A 22,544-nucleotide genomic window follows, 5' to 3' on the forward strand; every position below is an offset into this window, starting at 1 on the left:
CTTGAGGGACAGCGCGCTGCGTGCGTGCTCAAGCCTTTTCTTCCGCTTCCCACTTTTACAAGTGCTGGATGGCCAATGAAAATAAAACTGGAAACAAAATCGGGCGTCTTCACCTACACAGGTGACTGCTCTGAACCCATACTTTTCTCGGGCCTGTCTGCCGGGCTCAGCCTTCCTTACGAATGTGCGACCGGCACGTGCGGAAGCTGCCGCGCTCGTGTCATGGATGGTTCGGTGGAGATGGCTTGGCCGGAAGCGCCCGGCGCTGCGAAGCTCAAGCGCGACAAGGGTGACGTCTTGATGTGCCAGGCGCGCGCCAACAGCGATTGCGTGCTGCGGGTGCCGGCGAACGTTACGCAAGCAACCGATCTGAGCGCTGCCCCTAAATGGCGTGTCGCGCGTATCGCTGCGGCCCGTCAGCTTACGGCGGATGTAATCCACTTTGACCTTACGCTTTCGAGTCCCATGACCTTCAAGGCCGGCCAGTTCGCTGTGGTCGAGACGCCAGATGTTCTCGGTGGCCGGGCGTATTCAATGGTCAATTACGTGGAAGGGACGAACGAGTTGTCGTTTGTCGTGAAGCGTAAGCCGGGCGGTGGATTCTCCGAATGGCTGTTTGCCAACGAGTTGGTGGGCAAGGAGCTCAAGATTTTTGGACCCTTAGGAGCTGCAACCTTCGGTCCGGAAGACCAGAAGGACTTCATCGGCATCGCTGGCGGGTCGGGGATCGCCGGGATTATGTCCATTCTCGAGCGGGCAACACTAACGGAGCATTTCCGGAAGCATAAGGGATATATATTCTTCGGGGTCCGTACGCTTGCCGATGGTTTCTACGTCAAGGAGCTTGCCGATTACGTCGATAAGGCGCAAGGAGCTCTGGAAGTAACCTTGGCGCTGTCGGATGAGGCCCCCGCTTCTCCGACGCATCCTGAATTCCCGCAGGTTCGCCTGGATGGTGGATTTGTCCATGAGGCAGCGAAGCGGGCCATGGAAGGGCGTTATGGCGACAATGCAATGGGCTATGTTGCCGGACCGCCACCCATGGTTGACGGGGCACTAAGATTATTGCTTACAGAGGCGCGGCTACCGCCGCAATCAATACGTTACGACAAGTTCGCATAGTCGTGGGGAGGCTGCGTACTCGTTGTCGGGGATCGAGATTGACCAGCTGACATGAACATTTATCTGCCTATCGCCGAGATGTCCGCGAACATATTTGTGTTCTTGGGTATGGGGGGCGCAGTCGGTTTTCTTTCTGGAATGTTTGGAGTTGGAGGCGGGTTCTTGATGACCCCGCTTCTGATCTTTTCCGGAATTCCTCCGGCTGTGGCTGTTGGAACGGAAGCCGCACAGATCGTGGCGTCATCGGCATCTGGTGCAATTGCCCAGTACCGACGCAAGAATGTCGACATCAAGATGGGCGTCATCTTGCTGGTCGGCGGTATCATGGGTTCGATGGTCGGCGTACAGGTCGTCAAGATCCTGCGTGCTCAGGGCCAGTTCGAATTACTCGTTTCGATCGTATACGTTGTGTTTCTAGGCCTAATCGGCTCGTTGATGCTGATCGAAAGCCTCAACACGATGCGAAAAGCTAAGGCGGGCAAACAGGTTTCCGCCCGTCGTCCGGGCCAGCACAGCTGGATCCACGGCCTGCCTTACAAGATCCGCTTCCATAGATCGAAGCTGTACATCAGCGCGGTGCCACCGCTGCTCATCGGTATCCTTGTCGGATTCATGTCTGCAATCATGGGCGTTGGTGGCGGTTTCATCATCGTTCCCGCGATGATCTATCTGCTGCGGATGCCGACCTCGGTCGTTGTGGGCACTTCACTCTTTCAGGTCGTGTTCGTGACGGCTGCGACAACCATCTTGCACGCCATCACCAACATGAACGTCGACATCGTTCTGGCTCTGCTTCTGATGGCGGGTGGTGTGATCGGCGCGCAGTTCGGCGCGGTGGCCGGCGAGAAGCTCAAGGGCGAACAGCTTCGCTTCTTGTTGGCGGGCCTCGTGCTGCTTGTGGGTGTCCGTATGGGCTGGGATCTCTTTATCCCGCCGGAAGAGCTCTACTCACTGAGCGGTATTGCCGGAGGGGGACACTGATGCAACGGGCACAGAATATGGCAAGCGGATTGGAAGCGGAGCGACGCCCGTTCTCCCGCTATGCGATTTATGCTGTCGTTGGCTTTGTTCTGGGGGCGACTGCTCTTGCAGCTGCCTTCTATTTCTGGTGGTCCCAGAACCGCGCCAATGTCAGCCAACCTTCTACCTCCCCAGCGGCGGTCAGCGACACGACTGAAGCTGCCCGTGGTGTCCAGCGCAGCTACGTGGAAGGCATCTCCGTGGAAGCCGATGTCGCGGCTCGCAGTGTCGCTGTGACGTCATCCTTCCATGGCGCGGAGATCGTTCTGTTCGGTGCCATTGACGACTCCAACTTCTCCCGTATTGGCAACGCGCCCTATGATGTCGTCGTGGCCATTCAGGGCCGGGACGAACAGGTCGTCCTGCGTAAAAAGAACAACGTCGCGGGCATGTGGATCAATACGGAATCCGCGAGCTTTAAAGATGTTCCTAGCTTCTATGCACTTCAGTCGTCACGCCCGCTAGCGGAGATCGCGGGAAGTGCATTTTATAGCAAGCATAATATCGGCATCGAGAACCTACTCAGCAGCCCGTCGAACGGAGCCGGCGCCTTGTCGGCGGCTGAGAGGAAAGGGTATGCGGAAGCATTGCTGCGGTTGAAAAAGAAAAACGGCCTGTATGTTGAGCGTGAAAACAGCGTCACCTTCAACGGGCGCGTACTTTTCCGCTCAACGATCGATCTGCCGCCGAGCGTTCTGGTGGGCAATCTCATCGCTCGTGTCTACTTGATCCGCGATGAGGAAATGCTGGCGAGCTATACCTCAAAGATCAGGATGGAACGCCAAGGCCTTATGCGTCTCATGCACCAGCTCGCATTCTCGCATCAGCTTTTGTATGGCATACTCGCCGTTGCCCTGGCTGCCGCCGCAGGAATCGGCGCATCTATGGTCTTCCGCAAGTCGGGTCACTAACAAGCCACAGGCGAGTTGATTGGTTTCATCTTGGCGGGCCGGCCGAAGGGCCTGCCAAGGTGCGACACGAAGTACAGGCTGGGAGTTCTCCCCTTTTTTAGCGCCCAGCCTCGCGTTTGCCGCACTTGAAACCCGGCGAAAACGCTGTAAAAGACCATCCGGTCTGATGGGGCGTAGCCAAGTGGTAAGGCAGCGGTTTTTGGTACCGCCATTCCCAGGTTCGAATCCTGGCGCCCCAGCCAATATTTGCAGTCGGTCCCGACCGTCTGCGCCGCGCATTCCCAAAGCGCTTTCAGGCAGCCATCCCCAACCTGCACAGCTGTTCACGCCACGCGTACGGATGAAGAGTGACAGGGCGTCAGACGTTGCCGCTCTGTCTGCTTTGCGCACAGTGCCGAGGCAGGGGATGCGGAGACGGCCAGGGCAATCTCCGCGATCCAGCTAACACCTCGCGACCTACCCCTTAGCCTTCCAATTCACGAGCCCATCCCAATCGTCTTCAAGACCGGCGGGTGACTTTGCGGCGTGAGCTTCATCGCCACTCTCGAAGATATGAGGCTGCAGTCCGCGCTTGGATACGGCATCCTGCATCTTGAGATGCATGAACGCGCTCGTGGTATAGCGCGCCATGGTCGCGTAGTAGCGCTTCATCATGAAATCGACGAGCTCGGCATAATCATCTTGCAGGTCGTCCGCGATGCGGCAGCCATCCTGATTGACGACGGCATTAACCCGCTTGCCCGCCTTCTCGCACCCATCCACCAGAACCTGCCTGAGGTCGGCCAGATCGCTCTGCTTGCGCATGGCCCAGCCCTCAAGGTTGAGGAACAGGATATTCCGGGCTTTATCGTAACTGACCCGTTCGGGCAGGTTCCTGTTGGTGAGCTCCGCCAACAATTCCATCGGCTCATCCCGGAAGATGCGCGCGTTCATTAGGATCGGCGCTTTGATCACGGGCGTGAACGCCATGTGAGGCAGGATGTCTTTGTCGATGTCGATGCCTGGTGCGACTTCGATGAGTTCCAACCCTTCGAGCGTGAGTCGGAAGACGCAGCGTTCCGTAACATAGAGCACGGGCTGTGCGCGCATTGCGGCGTAGGTGCCAGAGAACGTGATTTGCTCGACTCGCTTTACGAACTTCTGCGCGCGCCCCTCTTGCAGGATGCGCAGCTTGCCGTCCTCGATCGCGATCTTCAGGCCGCCCGCCGTAAACGTCCCTGCAAACACGACAGCACGGGAGTTCTGCGAGATGTCGATAAAGCCGCCACAGCCGTTCAGACGGCCGCCGAAACGGCTCGTGTTGACGTTTCCGCTCTCACTGCATTCGGCCATGCCGAGACACGTGAGGTCCAGACCGCCCCCGTGATAGAAGTCAAACATCTGGTTCTGGTCGATGACTGCATGCGCGTTGGCCGCAGAGCCGAAGCTTGAGCCGCCGGCAAGCACGCCGCCGACAGCGCCGGCTTCCGTCGTCATGACGATATAGGGGGTGACCTTTTCCTCGTTGGCGACCGACGCGACGCCATCAGGTGCACCAACGCCGAGGTTGATGACACCGTTCGGCGGCAGCTCGAACGCGGCACGCCGGGCAATGATCTTGCGCTCATTGAGAGGCATCCTGGCCATGTTCTCGACGGGGACGCGGGTTTCGCCGGAGAGTGCGGGATTGTAAACAACCCCGTAGTTCATGCGGTGCATCTCGGGCGGATCGGCGACGACGACACAATCCACGAGAACGCCGGGAACCTTGACATCCTTCGGCTTGAGCGAACCTTCGGCGACAATGCGTTCAACCTGCGCGATGACGAGGCCACCATTGTTGTGCGCAGCCATGGCCTGGGCGAGAACGTCGAGCGTCAGGGCCTCCTTCTCCATGCTCAGGTTGCCGGAGGGGTCGGCGCTGGTGGCACGGATCAAGGCCACGTTGATGGGCGTCGCCTTATAGAAGAGCCACTCCTGTCCGGCGACCTCGATCAAATTGACGATGTCCTCAGTCGTTACGTCATTGACCTTACCGCCGCCAAGGCGCGGATCGACGTAGGTGTGCAGCCCGACCTTGGAGAAGAGACCGGGCGAACCTGCAGCACACGAGCGGTAAAGCTTGGCGATGATCCCTTGCGGCAGATTATAGGCTTGGATCTTGTTGTTCTGGGCGGCCTCCGCGACCTTCGGCATGCGGCCGAAGTTTGCCGCGATGACGCGCGACAAAAGCCCTTCGTGGTGCAGGCGGCCGGTGCCGAGACCTTTGCTGTCTCCGGCGCCCGCGCACATGATGAGGGTGAGGCCGCGTGGACCGCCGCTACGCACAAAGCGGTTTTCAAGCGCTGCATGCAGCGCTTCGGGAATGCAGCTCTGCACGAACCCGGTGGTGGTCACCACATCGTTGTCGTTGATCAGAGCAATGGCGTCTTCAGCAGTAATAACCTTGTTTTTCAACACTGTTCGCGTTTCCCCTGACACAACCTGTCGGCACGGCGGTCGTTTTTTATAGGGCGCGCGCGTTTGTCTTTAGCAGCCGATCAAGCGCCCATTTTTTCCAACGCCGCATAATACGTCGCTGTCCGTTTTAACGGCGCTTGTCATCCGGGCAGGATGACGAGGCCGATGAAACGGACGCCAAGAATAGATCATGTCTGTGCTCTGATGGAGTGCGGTTTCGCGTAGCAGTTGCGAAAAACTACGCCTTTAGTGGTATGCCACATGCCAGGGTTGTGGGCGGACGCCAGAGGTCAAACCGTCTCTGCTGGGGCTCTATGTCCGCGTTGAGAAGGCACGCTTCGTAAAGGCAGCAAACGACCTTTTGAGAAGCGTGCGCGGTACCGGCCTGCCTGTCGCCACCTATGTCGTCGTGCATGAGGCTGCTGCAAGTGCCCGGGACTATGGCGGCCTGGCCCAAGAGGATCGTCAATTGGCGGTGTAAAGAGCCGCTCCGATCCGTGACGACAAACGGCGAGAAATCGGATCTTACCAGCAGCGTCGGATTCATGTAGCGGAGCCGCGGTCCGCTTTGCGCCATAAGCGGCCATCGGCTGGGGGCCTGCTCATCCGCGAAAGGTTGGCGCGGCCAGTGGATCGATAACATCTCAACCGCCTGGCTGCGGCTCCGGGAAGGTCCAGGAGCCGTCCAGAATCTCAGCGCGCGGCCGATAGAGGCGAACAGTGTAGTTCCAGCCCTTCATAATCGGCAGGCAGTTGGGGATCTTTCCGTCGCAGCCGCCAAACTGAATCTCGATCGTCCCGTCGTCGTTCTTCTCGGCGGTGATGTTGTTGACCGAATATGCGTCGTAGTGGTTCTTCTCGAAGTAGCCGTCCCCATTGTAAAGGCTCACCGACCAGAACCCGTCCACTGGCACATCCCCCACCTGTAGCTTGTAGACGGTATTGCCGTCGTTCCCGTCGGGCGTGACGTTTAGATAGAAAGCATCCTTGTCCGGGTTGCCGCCCCACCCTGCGGCCGTGCCCAGCAGATGCCGGATTGGATCGACTTCTTCCCTGGAACCGAAGGCCTTTTTGAAATCGGGAAGCGTCGACTGAAGAATCAGAAGCGCATCGCGTACTTTCTTCTGGCTGGCCTGATCCCAGTTCGGGATCTCGAAGCTGCCGCGGCTCGCCTGATCGATCTTGATCGCATCCTGAAGCGCGTGGACAGTTTTAACGTCTTCCTGGTCTGAGGGATTGACCACCGTCCGGATGGCGATGACAGCGTATCGGGTGCCGACTGTTTCCTTTTCAAGCGTCACCGGCCCGGCGCCGTAGTGAACCATCGGCACATAGTGATCTTCGGTCAGTACCATGAGCGACATGAAGCGGCTGCCGGCATCGGGCATGGTAACGGTGACCGACCCGGCGTCGAGATCGAACACTGCGGAGGAATAGAGAGTATCGCGATTGAGCCGGATGACGGACTGATTGTCGATGTCGGCTGGCTCGCGGCGGTGCGTCAATTGCCCGAAGCCATCCTCCTTCACCACGTTGCTGAAATAAAGGTCCGATTCGGCCCGGGCAAAGTTATCGACACTGACGGGAATTGGTTCGTCTTCCGCTGCCGCCGCAGGCAGAGCAAGAAGCGCAGCGGCGCCGAGCACGGCGATGTATATGTTCCGTTTCACTTCAGACTCCTTCAGTTTGCCGGCTGGAGCGGCGGGGTTTTCCACGCACCGTCGAGCGCTTCCTGCTTCGGCCAGTAGAGCCGCATTACCAAGAAGAATTGCCCCGCGGGAGCGGGAAGCCAGTTCGATTCCTCGCTCGTGCCGGGAGACTCGTGTTGCACGTAGAGAGTATATCCGCCGTCAGCATCCGTTTTAAGGCTCGGAAGCATCGGCGAGTTGATCAAGTAGCGGTTGATCGGGTTCGCGTAGAGCAAGCTTGCGGGAAGCTCGTATAGCGTGAGCGACCAAAAGGCGTTCACCGGCGGCAGCTCGCCGGGTGTAAAGCGGATCGTGTATCGATCGGATCCGGCGAGAGGCTGACCGCCGGCATCGACGAAGTAGGCCGGATAAAGAGCCTCCTCCTTCGAGTTGCCGTAGATTCCGAGCACAGCGCTTGCCATGCGATCGAGATAGCGGCCGTCGAGGAACGCGCGGGTGCCGAAACCATCGGCGCTCGACACTTTTCCGGTGTCGATCTCGTTCTTCTTGTAGCTCTCGAACTCCGCCCAGGCGTCCGCCATCCCGTCCTCGATCGCCTTCCGCATCTCAGGCGAGAGCGCTGCCGCATCAAATGCCTTGCCAGGCTCGATGCCAATCTTGGCAAAGCGCTTCCGAAGCTCCACTTCGGCGGGGTTGGTGGGGCAGAACTGCAGGATGAAGTTGAGCTGGTTGAAGAAGGCGAGCGAGGACTTTTCCTCTTCGGCCAAGATGGGCTTTGGAAAATCGATTGCGGGTGCCGCCGGGGGCGCGGACCCACCGACAAAGACCGAGAGCGGCTCAACCTTGTACCCCGCCTGGATCTTCTCGACGCTGCCGATGTCCTCCAGACTGAAAAGCTGGGTGCGGTACAGGATAAAGGCGAAGTCCGTCTCGGATCGGATGACTGCCTTGATGCCCGACGGTGTCTCGCCGCTCCAGTTCGGCCCCGACAGCAGAAAGCTACCGGCCTCATTACCGGTCGCGCGGCTGCCTACGTAGGCAAAGTTGAAGGTGTACATATCGATGAACTGCAGCGAGTAGTAACGCGCCTCCTCGACAGCCGGGACGGTCAGGACGATAGGCTCGGCGCGAAGGTCAGCGCCGACATAGGAATACGGTGTATCGGAATTAGGTGTCTGGATCGCCTTGTCCTCGGGTGTGTAGACCCGGGCGTTGTTATAGATCGTATTCCAGGGCGCCTTGAATTCAGCGCCGCCATTGTCGACGAAATACGAATACTGGATGCGGTAGCTGTCGACCAGCGGGAAGCCCCAGGTGTAGGCCTCCTTTGCAATGGCCCGCGTTTCCTTCGGCGAAATCGTCTGGCTCAGCGCCGAGCCGGTGAATACCAATGCCCCGAAGACCAGACTGGCTCCAAAGATGCGGCGGACCATTTTTTGCATCCCGCGACTTCCCTCCGTTCGGTTGCAATTTCCAACCTAGAACAATCCCCAATACATGGCCATCGCCGCATCTAAAAGACCCAGCAACAGCCGCCTTGGGGCAAAGGCAGAATTTGCGGCGACGGATTATGAAGTCCGCTTTAACCCTGAAAGATCCGCCATAACTGAGCAGAGCGCGCCGCCACCCCTCACCCCTTCTCCTGCCCCTGCGCACGCTTGAACGCAGCGGCAAATGCGGATTCGCCGCCGGAGGGAGCGGTCTGCGGGGGCCGTGAGGTTGAGCGCTGCGCGCCTCGCGACGTATCACGGCCCGCCTGCGAGGACGGTCCTGACGATGTCCCATCGATTGCACCAGACTTCATGGTAAGCGCGATGCGTTTGCGGTCGACATCGACGTCCTTTACCCGTACGCGCACGACATCACCCGCTTTCACCACCTCGCGCGGGTCCTTCACGAACCGGTCGGCCAATTCCGAGATGTGCACGAGCCCGTCCTGATGCACGCCGATATCGACGAATGCACCGAAGGCCGCGACGTTCGTCACGACGCCCTCAAGAGCCATGCCCGGGCGCAAGTCGGCGATTTTCTCGACACCTTCCTTGAATTCGGCGGTTTTGAATTCTGGCCGTGGATCGCGCCCCGGCTTTTCAAGTTCCGAGAGGATGTCGATGACAGTCGGCGTACCGAAGCGCTCGTCAGCAAATTGTTTGGGATCGAGAGACTTCAGGAATGCGCCGTCGCCGATCATGGCTTTGAGGGGCCGCTTGGTCGTCTCAGCGATCCGCTCCACGACGGCATAGGCCTCGGGGTGAACAGCAGAGGCGTCGAGCGGGTTCGCGCCGTTCATGATGCGCAGGAACCCGGCCGCTTGTTCAAAGGCCTTGGGCCCGAGCCGCGCCACTTTCTTGATCTCGGAGCGCTTCTTGAAGGCGCCATTCTCGTTCCGGTGCAGCACGATGTTTTGCGCGATGGTGGCATTGAGACCGGCAACGCGCGCCAACAAAGGAGCAGAGGCCATGTTGACGTCGACGCCCACCGAGTTCACGCAATCCTCGACGACAGCGTCGAGCGAGCGGCCAAGCGCGGTCTGATTGACGTCGTGCTGATACTGGCCGACGCCGATAGCCTTGGGCTCGATCTTGACCAGTTCCGCCAGCGGATCCTGCAGTCGCCGCGCAATGGAGACCGCGCCGCGCAGGGACACGTCGAGATTGGGAAATTCTTGGCTAGCGAGTTCGGATGCCGAATAAACCGACGCGCCAGCTTCCGAGACCATGATTTTTGCGAGCTTGAGCTCCGCATGTTTCTTCATCAGGTCGCCGACAAGCTTATCGGTCTCCCGGCTGGCCGTGCCGTTTCCAATCGCGATGAGATTGCCTTTGTGTTTGGCGCAAAGCGCCGCGAGCACCGCCAGAGAGCCAGCCCAATCGTTGCGGGGCTCGTGCGGATAGATCGTGGCCGTATCGAGCAGCTTGCCCGTATGATCGACGACGGCAACTTTGACGCCCGTGCGAATGCCGGGGTCCAGCCCCATCGTCACCCGCGCGCCGGCAGGCGCAGCAAGGAGCAAATCCTTGAGGTTGGACTTGAAAACTCCGATAGCGGCAGTGTCGGCATCTTCTTTCAGTCGCACCATCAGGTCCGTGGAAAGCGAGCCGTGTAGCTTCTTCCAGGTGAGGCGGGCCGTCTCGACAAGCCAGCTATCAGCGGGACGGTTCCGGTCGGCGATGTTGGCCGCCGCCCTAATCTTCATGTCCGCCGGGTGGGGCTGTCGCCCTTCGACAGAAACGTCGAGGTTAAGGCTGAGAAATCCCTCATTCTGACCGCGTAAAAGGGCCAGCGCTCTGTGGGAAGGAACGTCACGGACAGGCTGGCTGAAATCGAAGTAGTCCGAGAACTTGGCGCCCTCGTCCTGTTTGCCCTTGATGACCTTCGAAGTGAGAACGCCGTTGCTCCACAGCCATTGTCGCAAATCGCCCACAAGCGCGGCGTCTTCGGCAATGCGTTCGATCAGAATAGCGCGCGCGCCATCGAGCGCGCCCTTGGCGTCCACGACGCCCTGTTCAGCGTTGATGAATTTCGTGGCTTCCTGCGAGGGATCGCGTGTTGGATCGTTGATAAGCATGTCGGCGAGAGGCTCAAGCCCCGCCTCGCGTGCAATCTGGGCTTTCGTGCGCCGCTTGGGCTTGAAGGGCGCATAAAGGTCCTCCAGCTCGACCTTACTTTCCGCAGCGCGGATTGAGCGCTCAAGCTCGGGCGTCAGCTTGTCTTGCTCTGTAATGCTTTTCAGCACGGTTGCCCGGCGTTGCTCTAGCTCAGTGAGATAACCGAGGCGTTCCTCAAGCTTGCGCAATTGCGTGTCGTCGAGACCGCCGGTCTTCTCTTTCCGGTAACGTGCGATAAATGGCACAGTCGCCCCTTCGCCGAGCAGGTCGACGGCTGCGGTGACTTGGGCAAGTTGAACATCCAGTTCTTTGGCGATACGGGCATTAATAGCGTTCAAGAGCTGTCCCTTAACAAGCAAACGACGAGAGATCGCGAAGGAGTAGCGCGGTTATCCCTAGATCCAAATAGGGGCTGGCCGCGGCACGACAATGGTGCGCTCATATAGCCGAATCGATGGCACGCGGACGCGGAACATAAGCGGGTCTGGCGGAAGCAAAAATGGGGTTTAGTGTCCCTGACCAAGAAATTGGCGGTCTGGCCGTAGTGCGAAAGGCCTAGAACGGGGCAAAAACATTTGACATGGCCCGGAGAATTGCGAGTTTGCGGGCAAAATGAGCCTGCCATGTCACGAGCGGCCGTTCAAAGTGTTGAGGCATCAATGAGCAATCCCATCCTGATCGAGGTCACCCGTGGTGCCTTGATCGAGAGCACGCACACGGGTGCGTTGGCCATCGCCCGCACGGATCAGAGCCTGGCCCTGAGCCTGGGGAACGTGACACGTCCCGTATTTCCACGCTCATCCATCAAGTCGATCCAGTGTCTGCCGTTGATAGAATCGGGGGCGGCGGAACACTATGGCTTCGATGCCGCCGATATTGCTCTGGCCTGCGCGTCCCATGTCGGCAGTGAGCGTCACGCCAGCCTGGCGGCCGCGATGCTGAAGAAGATCAGCCTGGGGGAGGATGCGCTTGGGTGCGGCGTGCATTCACCGCTTGGCGCATCCGCCGCCAAAGCCCTTTGGCGATCAGGCAACGAACCAAATCAGCTGCATAACAACTGCTCGGGCAAGCATGCAGGCATGCTCGCGACCGCAAAGCATCTCGGAGAGGACATAACCGGATACTGGCTGCCGGAACATCCCGTACAGAAACGCGTGCACGAGATCATGGCAAGCATGAGCGACCTTCCGCTGGGCAATGATGTCATGGGAATCGATGGTTGTTCGGTTCCGAACTGGGCCCTGCCACTGTCGACCTTGGCCGGCATGTTTGCGCGGCTGGTGACGGGAGAAGGTCTGTCCTCCGAGCGCGCCTCGGCCTTTCGTACGATCATGTCGGCCTGCTGGAGCGAACCTGAACTGGTCGCAGGTCCCGGGCGGGCCGATAGCGTCGTCATGCGCAAGCTCTCCGGACGTGTCTTTATGAAGACAGGCGCCGAAGGTGTGTATTGCGGCGGCTTCCCTGAGCTTGGGCTAGGGTTTGCTTTGAAGATCGACGATGGCACGACACGCGCGTCAGCCGGTACGGCATTGGCGCTCGTCGAACGCGTCATTCCCGAGACGCCCGACCTGATGCAGCGCAATGTCTTGAAGAGCTGGCGGGGCGCTGAAGTTGGAACGATCCGCACAGCCCCCGCGCTGGAGCGCGCCTTTGATCAGTTGAAGATCTAGAAGCACGAGCAGGCAAATCGAAGTGCTTCCGGAAAAGTGGACACACGTTTTCCGATAAGAAGCACAACCAAACAAAGCCCCTAGACGGCCAGATTGCCGAAGATCGACACGCGCCCCGTTTGCGTGGTCGTTGTCGAAAGATCTGGTCCGATCACACGGCCATGATCCATTGCGCGGATCGCCCCGTTTCGCGAGCCTGAAATCATGTTGCCGGAAACAAGGCAGGCTCCGGCGTCTTTGTCTGCGGAAATCATGATGCCGACGCTCGCCTCCCGGATTACGTTCCCCGTCGCCGAGACGTTGCGCATGTAAGCACCCCAGCCGATTGCGAGACCAGCGGTCGCCGCCTCCTCGATCGTATTGCCCGTTACGGTCGCGTCGGCCTCGACGGTGATGCCCTCGCCGCGTTTGTCGACCGGCTCGTGCTCACGCCGGAATAGATTGCGCACAAGATTGCCCTGCACCACCGCAAGCCGTCCGCCCTCATTGAAGTTGGTGACGGCGATACCGGTGGCCGCCGTATCCACGAGGTTCTGCGAAATCACCGCGCCTTCAAAGCCAAACTCCGCGTAAAGCGCGACCTCGCCGAGCCTTTGGCACGTATTGCCGACAATCTGAATGTTCGACGCGGCGTTGCCCCGTACAGCGGAAAACGCGCAATCGCTGATCTTGTTGTTGGCGACAGTCACGTTGTTTGCGCGAAAGACGTTGATGCCGTTGCCGTTCGGCCCGTCGCCACCGTCTCTGGCCGTAACGTGTGAGATGCGATTGCCGGAGACCATCGTGCTGTCATCGCCCGCATGCGAGCGCCAAACTTGAATGCCGTTATTGCCGCAATGGGCAATGGTGTTTCGGGTGATTTCAAGCCCCGCGGAATCCAAAGCGAAAATGCCGACGGCGCCGATTTCTGAGATCATGCAACCTTCAATGCGGCCCGCACAGGCCCGAACACGAAGCGCTGAGCCTGAAGCTCCCTGAATCTCCAGATTTTCGAGCCGTATGTTCTGACAGTCCTCCAGCGATACGACGTGTTGAACCTGTCCACTGCCCTCAAGCCGTATCCCCTCAATGACAATATTCGATACGTTGCGTGCGGAGATGATGCTCTCGGCGTTAGCGCCCACGAGCGCCGTCGTGCCGTGAGCTCCAATCAGCCGCGTGCCGTCTCTCAATTCCAGCCCGCCTACGACAAAGCGACCAGCGGGAAGCAGGACAGGGCGACCCGCGGCGTACGCGACGTCGATTGCATCTTGTAGAACAGCGGCTTGATCTCGGGCGGAGCCGGACCGCAACTTGAGCGCAGATCCGTCATCGACGGCAGCCGCTTGTGTCGGGCGCGCGGCAACCGAGGTGGCGCCAAGAGCGAAGGCAAGGCCGGTACTCGTCGCCAGAACGGCTCTGCGATTGAAATCCATAGGGAAGCGGCTCCGCGGTCATGATCAGTCGTGGATGAGCATGCAAACAGCGGGCCATAAAACCCTCAGAAGCCCCTCTCCTCGAGGCAAGTCTGCAGGATCGCAACGCCACCGTTAACGATGTCGTCTACGGAAAGCCTGCCGTTCTTGCCGCTGAGGTCGACCGGAAGGTGAACAAAGCCGATGCAACTGTTGTTTCCAGATAGACGGTTGAGCGAGGTATACAACACGTTATTGCACAGATAGCCGCCCGCATCCTCGGAGAGCTGCGCGGGAAACCCCTCCGCGCGGAGCCGATCGACGATGGAGGCCGCCGGAAAGGTCGAAGGGAGCGCATCCGGCGCGTCGGCCGCAATTTTCGGGGCCAACGGAAAGCTCCCGCAGATATCAACGCTGCTGTGGCAATGATTGCGAGCGAGGGTTTCAATAACAAGCCCCTCCGCGCGGCGTGACACCCCGAAATGCAAAATGACTTGCGGATTTTCGTCTGCAATCAATTCAGCGACCTGTCGGGGAGCAACCTCCCAATCGACGGGGAGGATACGCCAAGTCAGCCGCACGCCTGGAAGTGCTGCGATCGAGAGCGCCAACCGCTCTACAACGACCGCGGAGGCGTTTTCAGGTACACCTGGAAACGAACCGAAACCGGTAATGAGCACGCGAGCCGTCGCTATCTGGGTCATTCTCGCAAACTTAGTCCGCTTGGGCAGACTCACAAGCTACCGAACGGCTCTATTGGCTCAGGACATGCCCATCAGCGCCATGATCCGGTCAACAGCGAGCGTTGGCAGCAGTTGTCCATTGCGAACATCAGCTTCGATCTGAGGCAGCTCAGCAGCGACCTTCGCATTGGAGTGCAATGCTCCCATCAGCCGCGCTTCCAGCATGTCACGCATCCAGCCAACAGCCTGATGACGGCGCCGCTCGGCGAACTCACCGGAAGCCGTCGTCAATTCGCGATGTTGTTTGATTTTGTCCCACAGTTCATCAAGACCATTGTTCGTGGCGCCTGAAATCGTAAGAACCGGCGGCGACCATGTCGTCGATTGCGGCGCGAGGATATGCAGTGCGTTGCGGTATTCGGCAGCGGCATTCTTCGCGCGCAACACGTTGTCGCCATCGGCCTTGTTGATCGCGATCATGTCCGCAATCTCGATGATGCCCTTCTTGATCCCCTGCAGATCATCGCCACCACCGGCCAGCAACAGCACGAGGAAGAAGTCGACCATATCGGCAACGGCGGTTTCGGATTGTCCGACACCCACCGTCTCGACGATCACGACATCGAAGCCGGCCGCTTCGACCACAGCCATTGTTTCACGGGTCTTGCGCGTAACGCCCCCCAGCGTGCCCGAGGACGGCGACGGTCGGATGAAGGCCTGTGAGCTCTGCGCAAGCTGGCTCATGCGGGTCTTGTCGCCAAGGATGGAGCCCCCGGTTCGCCGCGACGTCGGATCGACCGCGAGCACCGCGACTTTCAGCCCGCTATTAACGAGGTTCATGCCCAGTTGGTCGATGGTGGTCGACTTACCCACACCCGGCACACCAGTGATGCCAAGCCGGACGGCACCGCCGGTGCGAGGCAGCAAAAGCTGCAGCACCCGTTGCGCGAGAGCTTGATGTTCAGCCTTGGTGCTTTCAATCAGCGTGATGGTGCGCGCCAGCATAGCGCGATCACCTGCGGCGACGCCTTCGGCAAATTGTTCAGCGCTGGGCTGGCTCTTGGCCGTCTGGTTCAACATTCCTACGGCCTTCCATGACCTTGCATTGCGTTTCCTTGATCTGCGGCTCAAGGGACCGGTGACCCCGGCATCAGGCGCGACGCTTCGTGTACAATGTGATGCATACGAGCCGCGCCACGCCCCGAAACCGCCCGGTTCTCTTACCAAGGCTGTTTCAGTCAAGAAAGGGCCCGTGTCACCATGTCAAATGGCCTGTATTGGGATCAGGGTGCCGCACGCGAAACGTATTAACGACGAAGCGCCGATCGGATTTTCCGGCGCCGAGGAGCATTGCAGATGTCGGATTTCTCTCCAACCACGATGATCGCGCTAGGCGTCGCAGTATTTTTTCTGTGCGCCATGGTTTGGTGGGCTGTCCGCCGCGCGCCTCCCATGGCACGCATCGCAACAAGAATTGTTGTTGGCACCGCCTCTCTCGTCTCCCTCGCACTGTTGTTCTTAGCAAGCGAGATGGAGCTCCGCGCGCCACTTCCAGAAGTCGCGGCACCCACGCAGCAGACGCCAGAAGTTGCGGAGAAAAAGCAGGCTGCCAAACCGGAAGGCGTAGAACCGGAGAAAGACACAGCTACCGCTTCCGCTCAGGAAAAGGCAGCGCGCGCAGAGGCGCGTCGCGTAGAAGAGGAAGCCGGGCGCCGGATTGGGGAACTGGCCGCAGAAAGGAAGGAGGAGATGGAGCGCGGTGCGGCGGAAAAAGGCGCGACGGCGCAATCAAGCGAAGTACTTGAACAAGAGCGCAGAGAGCCCAGTGCAGGGGCCGCGCCTTCCTCCGGTGGACTTACCCAACTTCCGGAAATTGGCGGTGCGACACGCGGATCTCGAGCAACGGGCGAAAGTTCTCAGAAGAAATCATATAGCCGCAGTTTCCGTAGGCCTGAAGCATCAGGAGCACCACCTGGTGCTAAAATGGCGAGACCTGCCCGACCGGAATTTCAGCCATCCGCCGTGCCTCCTCCCAGTGCGACGGCGCCGACGGCGGCACCGCAAATTGCCCCCCCTCCCGAAACGGAGATGGCTGCTCCAGAAGCTGAAATGGCCGTTGTACCGAGTGAGTCGGCAACGGAATCTGAAAACGAGGATTGGAGTGTTGTTCCCGTTTTCTACGGAACCGATCGCGAACGGAAAAGTACAAACACTGAGGCCACGGAAAAGATTAGCTACGACTGGCAGCGGGGGCGACGTCTCGAGTTGGGACGTGCGCTTGTTACGATCCCCAAGGATCACGTCGTGCCGATGGTCGAGCGGCCGTGGGCCATCCGTATTCCCTACATCAACGTCACTCTGTACGAAGCAGAAGAAGACCCCAAAGAGCATTTCACGATCAAGGAGTTGAAGGCGCTCACCCGTGAAGAATTTCTGGATCTCGTGCGTATGCGCCTTGCTGGGTCAACGCGCTTCAAGGACCACGCTCTTGTTTTCGTGCACGGCTATAAAACGACCTTCGAGAACGCCATCTTCCGTACCGCTCAAATCTCTTACGATTTGAAGTTTGACGGTGCGCCGTTCCTCTATAGCTGGCCGTCCGGCGGTACGCTTCAAGGTTATACGTATGACCGGGAGAGCACGGCGCAGGCGGAACCCTATCTGCGCAAGTTCCTTGAAATGGTCGTCAGCGATACCGGCGCGAAGAAGGTCAGCATCATCGCCCACTCAATGGGGAACCAACTTCTGCTCCGTGTATTGCAGGATCTCAAGCGTTCTCTACCCGACGGTGTTCTAATCAGTCAGCTGGTATTGGCCGCACCAGATGTCGACCGTGACAGCTTTGAATACATCGTAGGATCGATCCAGGGGATTGCAGAGGGGATCACGCTTTATTCGGCTGCTAATGATCAGGCGCTGCAGATTTCCCGCCGCGTCAACGGTGGTGTTCCGCGTGCGGGAGACGTGCCCGATGATGGCCCCATTATCCTGGAAGGAGTAGACACAATCGATGCGACAGCTAGCAGTATGGATAGCATCGGCATCAACCACTCCGGCTACGCTGAGAACAATGCGCTGTTGGAGGATATTGGCAGATTGATCTCATCAGGCCTGCGACCGCCAGAAAAACGGGTGCCGACGCTTGAGCGCGTAACCATCGACCGTGGCACCTACTGGCGCTATCCGGCCATCGCTGTCCCAGACGTAGCCGGCACGGGGAAATAAGGGATGGGTTTCGACGGGCTGTCGTGCAGTTTAACACCAGACCTGCGAGTGTACGCCCGTTAGGAGGACTTCCATGTTTCGCGCAATTGGCGCGCTGACCTTGCTTTCGCTCATACTGATCGGAGCGGCGACGAAAGCCCGCGCCAATCAGACCTTTATCTGCGAAGATGGCAGCCAGGTCACGGTTCTGCCCGGGCAATTGGAGTTGATGAAGCGCACCGACCCCTGTGTCGCGCGCCACTTCGGGGGCGTGCCACAGCCTCAGCAACCAGCTGCACCACAACCGTCTTGGGCCCCGATGCAGGCGCCGCTCCCCGATCGCAAGCCAGAAGTTGAAATTGCGGGCTTCGCCGTTCCCGAGGGGCAAGAGGCCGCAGCACCAAAAGCGAAGAAAGAAGTCGAATCCGACTACCGGAACGTTCACATCATCAACGCAAGCCCCGGTTCCGCGCAGTTCTTTGAACACAAGCGTTAGCTTTTGCTTGGCATCGATACGCCGATAAACTGTCAGTTAAGTAGGATATGCCAAAGTCCGTAGGAGCCGTGCCTCGAGCGGTACGCGAACTGCGGGGAGTTTCATGCGTTCTGTTTTCTCAGCGAGCCCAATGCGGCTGGCTCTAAGCGTTTTCTTCTTGAGTTTTTGCGCAGGAATTCAGCCTGTAAAGGCCGACCCGGCGCTAAAGGCTTCAAAATTTCCAGAACGCGACTTTGCAGTGGCTGAGGTTCCCGACGCGAGCCAAAACGCCAAGGGTCCAGGCGATAGGGATGAAAGCGACCCTTACGCCGATTGGTCGCGAAGCAAACTAGAAAACGAAGTCCATTTCAAACGTCACCCTCTGACTGAAAACTACCCCAACGATTTCGCTGTCGTGTGCGAAGCCGGTTGTAGCTCCGGACGCGTTGGGGTCGTTGATCTCACGCCACGTCGTCCCGCCCAACCAGCAGCGGGCAACGGCGAAATACCCATGATAGAGCTTCTGAGCAATGCAGCAGTCTGCGTCGGCGGATGCTACACCGATGCAGGACCCCAAATGGCTTTTGCGGGAGGCGACATTGGATCAGACGCCATGAACTGGCTGACGACGGTCGAGCCAAAGGCGTCGAAGCCGTCAGCGCAGACGGGAGCCCGTTGGTACGATCGCATCCAAGGCACTGAGCCCCGATAAAATCGGAGTCTCCTTTAGGTCCAAAGCGCACGAAGGCCAAAAAACGCTGTGTCTTTGATACGGCGTTTGATGCCCTGGGCGACGCTCGAATGCGTGTCGGTTGCGAACGTCATCGACAGCATGACACGGCGTTCTCCGGCGGCGATCGGCGTCACGCGGTGCAGGACCTTCTGCCCTTCGAACATGACGAAACGGTTCGGTGGAGTTTCGACCACGTCGATGTCCCGCCCAAAGCGTGCTTCCAGGCGCGCGGCAGAAAGACCATCGCCCGTTGCATTCCGATTGATGATTGGAATGAGAACGGTGACGTGGCGCCCTCGGTAGAAATTGTGATCGTAATGCCAGCCGATATGATCGCCGGGACGGTCATAAAAAAGGATGGAGCAGGAACTCTGGTCGTTGATTGGTGTGGGACGAGCAGTATCGCCTAGGATCGAAGATACGAGCTTTGAAAGAGCAGGAGATCTGTAGAGGGCGACCACACGCGGCGCTTTCACCATCAACGTCTCGTAGGCAACGGTGCCACCCTTCTTGTGCGCGGGCAGATAGCTGCGCTCTGTTTCGACGAGCGTCTCGATTTCAGACCGCAGAGCCGCGAATTGGTCGGCTGGCAATACGTCATCAAGGTAGACAAGCCTTCTGTCGAAAGACGGAAGGCGTTCTTGGCTTCGGGAGTTGAGCACATCGCCAGTGAGGAATTCTGAAACAGCAGAGGTTTCGGATTCCAGCGACTTATAAAGCTGCACTCTGCTGTAGCGCAGGTAGGCCAAAGTGGCACTGAATAAGAGAAAGCCCACAGCAAGGGTAAGCCACATCACGTTAAGGCTCCTCAAGTCGCGAACAAATCACTCAAAACATTCTAGCGCAGATTGGTTCCCTTGCCGATGGTTTCAAGACGGATCATTCCGGCGCGTTCACAACAGCAAGGTTGTGCTAATGCGGTCGATAATAGCAAGCGACGATCATGGAGACGCAACAGGGAAAGAGTAGAAATATCATGTAGATATGCGGAAGGACGCGAGCCGCACAATTAAGCGCCAGACAAGGGAGTTCCGAAAATGGGAGCTTATCGCTGCAACAATTTGAACACATAAAGCTGAGGCGGCGGCTGAAATTCTATATGCAAGACATAATAAATGCTCAGAAACGCTGGAGCTCGTTTTTGCATTAGAATTGAACGACGACCTCCCTCATTGGATCGGAATAGCTATCGGCCGGGACCACAGCGGACATATGCGATATCCGACTTGGTCAGACCGATTGTGCAGGAAGGCGCGCTCAAAAAAGCCGGTCCCAGAAAAATAGGTGCAGTAGAGCACCGGCTTATTGTGATTGGGCGCAGGCCGTGGCCAGGAGTGCCACACGAGTATCCCACCTGGAGATGCCGTGACAGCCAACCACGCCAGTATCAAAAAGCAGACTGACGTAGTGCCCGCACGCCCCACTGTTGCCGACTACTCAGCCGCTTCCTTTGCATAACCCAGGCTTTGACTGAGCTTTGCAATGAGCCCCGCAGCCGCTTGCGGAATGTTCGTGCCTGGACCGAACACAGCCTTGGCGCCAGAAGAGAACAATTCATCGTAGTCCGCTGGTGGAATGACACCGCCCACGACGATCATGATGTCGCCGCGTCCTTCCTTTTCTAGCGCTGTACGCAGTTCCGGTACCAATGTCAGATGGCCAGCGGCGAGTGAAGAGACACCGATGATGTGGACGTCGTTTTCGACGGCTTGTCGCGCTGCTTCATCAGGGGTGGCGAAAAGAGGTCCGATATCGACGTCAAAACCGAGATCCGCGAATGCAGAGGCAATCACCTTCTGGCCGCGATCATGTCCGTCCTGGCCCATCTTGGCGATGAGAATACGTGGCCGGCGGCCATCGTGCTTTTCGAAATCTTCAACCAATGCCAGCACACGGCCAACATCTTTGTTCATCGATTTTGCCTCTTTGCCGTAGACGCCGGAAATTGCGCGGATCTCCGCCCGGTGTCGCGTGAACACCTTTTCCATTGCGTCCGAAATTTCGCCGACGGTCGCTTTTGCGCGGGCTGCGTTTACGGCGAGTTCCAACAGATTGGCGTTGCCGGCAGCGCCGGACGTCAGGGCCTCAAGGGCCGCGGCGACTTCTGCGTCGCTTCGCTCGGCCCGCAACCGCTCAAGTTTGGCGATCTGCTGCTCACGGACCGCCTTGTTGTCGACTTTTAGGACTTCAAACTCAGCGTCTGTTTCTACCGTGTATTTGTTGACGCCAACAATGGTCTGCTGACCAGAGTCGATGCGTGCCTGCGTTCGTGCCGCGGCTTCCTCGATGCGCATTTTGGGAATACCGGCGGCAATGGCTTTCGCCATACCTCCGAGGCTCTCGACCTCGTCGATGTGCTTCAGTGCGCGTTGCGCCAGATCGTAAGTCAGCCGCTCAATGTAATAGCTGCCGCCCCACGGATCGGCGATCCGGCTTGTACCCGACTCTTGTTGCAGGAATAGCTGCGTATTGCGCGCGATGCGGGCTGAGAAATCGGTCGGCAGCGCGATCGCTTCGTCGAAGGCGTTGGTATGCAGAGATTGCGTGTGCCCTTGCGTCGCCGCCATGGCTTCTACGGCTGTCCGTACGACGTTGTTGAAAACGTCCTGCGCCGTAAGGCTCCATCCGCTGGTTTGTGAGTGGGTACGCAACGAAAGCGAGCGCTCATTCTTCGGCGCAAACTCGGATTTGACCAAGCCGGCCCACAACAAACGGGCGGCGCGCATCTTGGCGATTTCCATGAAGAAGTTCATGCCGATCGCCCAGAAGAACGACAGCCGTGGCGCGAACGCATCGATGTCGAGACCCGCCGCCACGCCTGCGCGCGCATACTCGATGCCGTCAGCAAGCGTGTAGGCCAGCTCCAGATCTGCCGTCGCTCCAGCTTCCTGCATGTGATAGCCGGAGATCGAAATGGAATTGAACTTCGGCATCTTCTTGCTGGTGTAAGCGAATATGTCGGAGACGATGCGCATCGAAGGTGCGGGAGGGTAGATGTAAGTGTTCCGCACCATGAATTCTTTGAGAATGTCGTTCTGGATCGTTCCCGAAAGCTTGTCCGGGGAAACGCCTTGTTCCTCGCCCGCAGCAATAAAGAGAGCCAGAACGGGTAGGACCGCGCCATTCATGGTCATGGAGACCGACATCTGCGACAGGTCGATGCCCGAGAACAGCGTGCGCATGTCGTAGATGGAGTCGATCGCAACGCCTGCCATGCCGACGTCACCACGCACCCGCGGATGGTCGGAATCGTAACCGCGGTGCGTCGCCAGATCGAAAGCGACCGAAAGGCCCTTCTGCCCGGCTGCAATATTGCGCCGATAAAATGCGTTGGAATCCTCAGCTGTCGAAAAGCCCGCGTATTGGCGAACAGTCCACGGCTGCGTCACGTACATCGCCGGATAGGGGCCGCGCAAAAATGGCGCGATCCCAGGATAAGCGTTGTCGACAAAGTCCAACCCGTCGATATCGGCGTTGGAAAAGCCAGGCTTGACGGGAATTCCCTCGGGCGTCTGCCAGACGGGGCCGCCTGCGGCGGCATCGGCAGCCTGAGCGGCACCAAGATCGATCTTCGTAAAATCAGGAATTCGCGTCATTTTATTTGGCCTTGAGAGGTCGAGCGCTACGGCTGTCGCC

Annotated in this window: 16 protein-coding genes and 1 tRNA gene; 8 read left to right on the plus strand and 9 right to left on the minus strand. The window is 58.7% G+C overall.

What is annotated here, in order from left to right; genetic code table 11:
* Positions 1-75: 75 nt before the first annotated feature.
* The 4 genes from BLS30_RS10275 to BLS30_RS10290 all read left to right on the plus strand — a co-directional run bounded on the left by BLS30_RS10275 (position 76) and on the right by BLS30_RS10290 (position 3,295).
* On the plus strand, positions 76-1,122 hold the full coding sequence (locus BLS30_RS10275; protein WP_046480703.1) for a 2Fe-2S iron-sulfur cluster-binding protein: 1,047 nt from the start codon (positions 76-78) through the stop codon (positions 1,120-1,122).
* Between the two features lie 51 nt (positions 1,123-1,173).
* Entirely contained in the window at positions 1,174-2,103 is a 930-nt protein-coding gene (locus BLS30_RS10280) for a sulfite exporter TauE/SafE family protein (protein ID WP_046479264.1), read from the plus strand.
* On the plus strand, positions 2,103-3,053 hold the full coding sequence (locus BLS30_RS10285) for a TIGR02186 family protein (protein ID WP_090228647.1): 951 nt from the start codon (positions 2,103-2,105) through the stop codon (positions 3,051-3,053). Before BLS30_RS10280 ends, BLS30_RS10285 begins: the two co-directional genes overlap by 1 nt.
* A gap of 167 nt (positions 3,054-3,220) precedes the next feature.
* Positions 3,221-3,295, plus strand: a tRNA-Gln gene (locus tag BLS30_RS10290).
* Positions 3,296-3,509: 214 nt separating this feature from the next.
* On the opposite strand, the gene BLS30_RS10295 is transcribed toward BLS30_RS10290, so the two are convergent.
* The 4 genes from BLS30_RS10295 to BLS30_RS10315 form a co-directional block, all read right to left on the minus strand.
* Positions 3,510-5,492: an acyl CoA:acetate/3-ketoacid CoA transferase gene (locus BLS30_RS10295; RefSeq protein ID WP_046479263.1), complete on the minus strand. Its 1,983-nt coding sequence runs from the start codon at positions 5,490-5,492 to the stop codon at positions 3,510-3,512.
* A 644-nt stretch (positions 5,493-6,136) separates the two neighbouring features.
* Positions 6,137-7,162 (minus strand): DUF1254 domain-containing protein, encoded by a 1,026-nt coding sequence (locus BLS30_RS10305; RefSeq protein WP_090229358.1) that lies wholly within the window; start codon positions 7,160-7,162, stop codon positions 6,137-6,139.
* Positions 7,163-7,173: 11 nt separating this feature from the next.
* Entirely contained in the window at positions 7,174-8,583 is a 1,410-nt protein-coding gene (locus BLS30_RS10310) for a DUF1254 domain-containing protein (protein WP_090228652.1), read from the minus strand.
* 188 nt (positions 8,584-8,771) lie between these two features.
* Complete coding sequence (locus BLS30_RS10315) at positions 8,772-11,087, minus strand: Tex family protein (protein WP_090229361.1); 2,316 nt, start codon at positions 11,085-11,087, stop codon at positions 8,772-8,774.
* 321 nt (positions 11,088-11,408) lie between these two features.
* Between BLS30_RS10315 and BLS30_RS10320 the strand changes: the two genes are divergently transcribed.
* On the plus strand, positions 11,409-12,419 hold the full coding sequence (locus BLS30_RS10320) for an asparaginase (RefSeq protein WP_046479262.1): 1,011 nt from the start codon (positions 11,409-11,411) through the stop codon (positions 12,417-12,419).
* 80 nt (positions 12,420-12,499) lie between these two features.
* Here BLS30_RS10320 and BLS30_RS10325 read toward each other — a convergent pair whose 3' ends face one another.
* The 3 genes from BLS30_RS10325 to meaB form a co-directional block, all read right to left on the minus strand.
* Positions 12,500-13,834 (minus strand): TIGR03808 family TAT-translocated repetitive protein, encoded by a 1,335-nt coding sequence (locus BLS30_RS10325; RefSeq protein ID WP_046479261.1) that lies wholly within the window; start codon positions 13,832-13,834, stop codon positions 12,500-12,502.
* 65 nt (positions 13,835-13,899) lie between these two features.
* Entirely contained in the window at positions 13,900-14,517 is a 618-nt protein-coding gene (locus BLS30_RS10330) for a pyroglutamyl-peptidase I (protein ID WP_046479260.1), read from the minus strand.
* A 57-nt stretch (positions 14,518-14,574) separates the two neighbouring features.
* Positions 14,575-15,576 (minus strand): methylmalonyl Co-A mutase-associated GTPase MeaB, encoded by a 1,002-nt coding sequence (gene meaB / locus BLS30_RS10335; RefSeq protein WP_046479259.1) that lies wholly within the window; start codon positions 15,574-15,576, stop codon positions 14,575-14,577.
* A gap of 276 nt (positions 15,577-15,852) precedes the next feature.
* On the opposite strand from meaB, the gene BLS30_RS10340 reads away from it, so the two are divergent.
* The 3 genes from BLS30_RS10340 (at position 15,853) to BLS30_RS10350 (ending at position 18,887) form a co-directional block, all read left to right on the plus strand.
* Positions 15,853-17,721, plus strand: a complete 1,869-nt coding sequence (locus tag BLS30_RS10340; RefSeq protein ID WP_244512413.1) for an alpha/beta hydrolase — start codon at positions 15,853-15,855, stop codon at positions 17,719-17,721.
* A 73-nt stretch (positions 17,722-17,794) separates the two neighbouring features.
* On the plus strand, positions 17,795-18,196 hold the full coding sequence (locus BLS30_RS10345; protein WP_046479258.1) for a hypothetical protein: 402 nt from the start codon (positions 17,795-17,797) through the stop codon (positions 18,194-18,196).
* A gap of 103 nt (positions 18,197-18,299) precedes the next feature.
* A complete protein-coding gene (locus BLS30_RS10350) occupies positions 18,300-18,887 on the plus strand; it encodes a hypothetical protein (protein ID WP_046479257.1) in 588 nt (195 codons plus the stop codon).
* 14 nt (positions 18,888-18,901) lie between these two features.
* On the opposite strand, the gene BLS30_RS10355 is transcribed toward BLS30_RS10350, so the two are convergent.
* Positions 18,902-19,702: a 2OG-Fe(II) oxygenase gene (locus tag BLS30_RS10355; RefSeq protein ID WP_090228655.1), complete on the minus strand. Its 801-nt coding sequence runs from the start codon at positions 19,700-19,702 to the stop codon at positions 18,902-18,904.
* A 639-nt stretch (positions 19,703-20,341) separates the two neighbouring features.
* A complete protein-coding gene (gene scpA / locus BLS30_RS10360; RefSeq protein ID WP_090228656.1) occupies positions 20,342-22,504 on the minus strand; it encodes a methylmalonyl-CoA mutase in 2,163 nt (720 codons plus the stop codon).
* Positions 22,505-22,544 lie beyond the last annotated feature (40 nt).

It is taken from the genome of Filomicrobium insigne (genome assembly GCF_900104305.1).
Taxonomy (GTDB): Bacteria; Pseudomonadota; Alphaproteobacteria; order Rhizobiales; family Hyphomicrobiaceae; genus Filomicrobium; species Filomicrobium insigne.

What these genes read in the sequence shown, in the direction of transcription:
- BLS30_RS10275 (WP_046480703.1), top strand. Translation starts at nt 76, where the DNA reads ATGAAAATAAAACTGGAAACAAAATCGGGCGTCTTCACCTACACAGGT.
- BLS30_RS10280 (WP_046479264.1), top strand. Translation starts at nt 1,174, where the DNA reads ATGAACATTTATCTGCCTATCGCCGAGATGTCCGCGAACATATTTGTG.
- BLS30_RS10285 (WP_090228647.1), top strand. Translation starts at nt 2,103, where the DNA reads ATGCAACGGGCACAGAATATGGCAAGCGGATTGGAAGCGGAGCGACGC.
- BLS30_RS10310 (WP_090228652.1), bottom strand. Translation starts at nt 8,583, where the DNA reads ATGCAAAAAATGGTCCGCCGCATCTTTGGAGCCAGTCTGGTCTTCGGG.
- BLS30_RS10320 (WP_046479262.1), top strand. Translation starts at nt 11,409, where the DNA reads ATGAGCAATCCCATCCTGATCGAGGTCACCCGTGGTGCCTTGATCGAG.
- BLS30_RS10325 (WP_046479261.1), bottom strand. Translation starts at nt 13,834, where the DNA reads ATGGATTTCAATCGCAGAGCCGTTCTGGCGACGAGTACCGGCCTTGCC.
- BLS30_RS10330 (WP_046479260.1), bottom strand. Translation starts at nt 14,517, where the DNA reads ATGACCCAGATAGCGACGGCTCGCGTGCTCATTACCGGTTTCGGTTCG.
- meaB (WP_046479259.1), bottom strand. Translation starts at nt 15,576, where the DNA reads ATGTTGAACCAGACGGCCAAGAGCCAGCCCAGCGCTGAACAATTTGCC.
- BLS30_RS10340 (WP_244512413.1), top strand. Translation starts at nt 15,853, where the DNA reads ATGTCGGATTTCTCTCCAACCACGATGATCGCGCTAGGCGTCGCAGTA.
- BLS30_RS10345 (WP_046479258.1), top strand. Translation starts at nt 17,795, where the DNA reads ATGTTTCGCGCAATTGGCGCGCTGACCTTGCTTTCGCTCATACTGATC.
- BLS30_RS10350 (WP_046479257.1), top strand. Translation starts at nt 18,300, where the DNA reads ATGCGTTCTGTTTTCTCAGCGAGCCCAATGCGGCTGGCTCTAAGCGTT.
- BLS30_RS10355 (WP_090228655.1), bottom strand. Translation starts at nt 19,702, where the DNA reads ATGTGGCTTACCCTTGCTGTGGGCTTTCTCTTATTCAGTGCCACTTTG.
- scpA (WP_090228656.1), bottom strand. Translation starts at nt 22,504, where the DNA reads ATGACGCGAATTCCTGATTTTACGAAGATCGATCTTGGTGCCGCTCAG.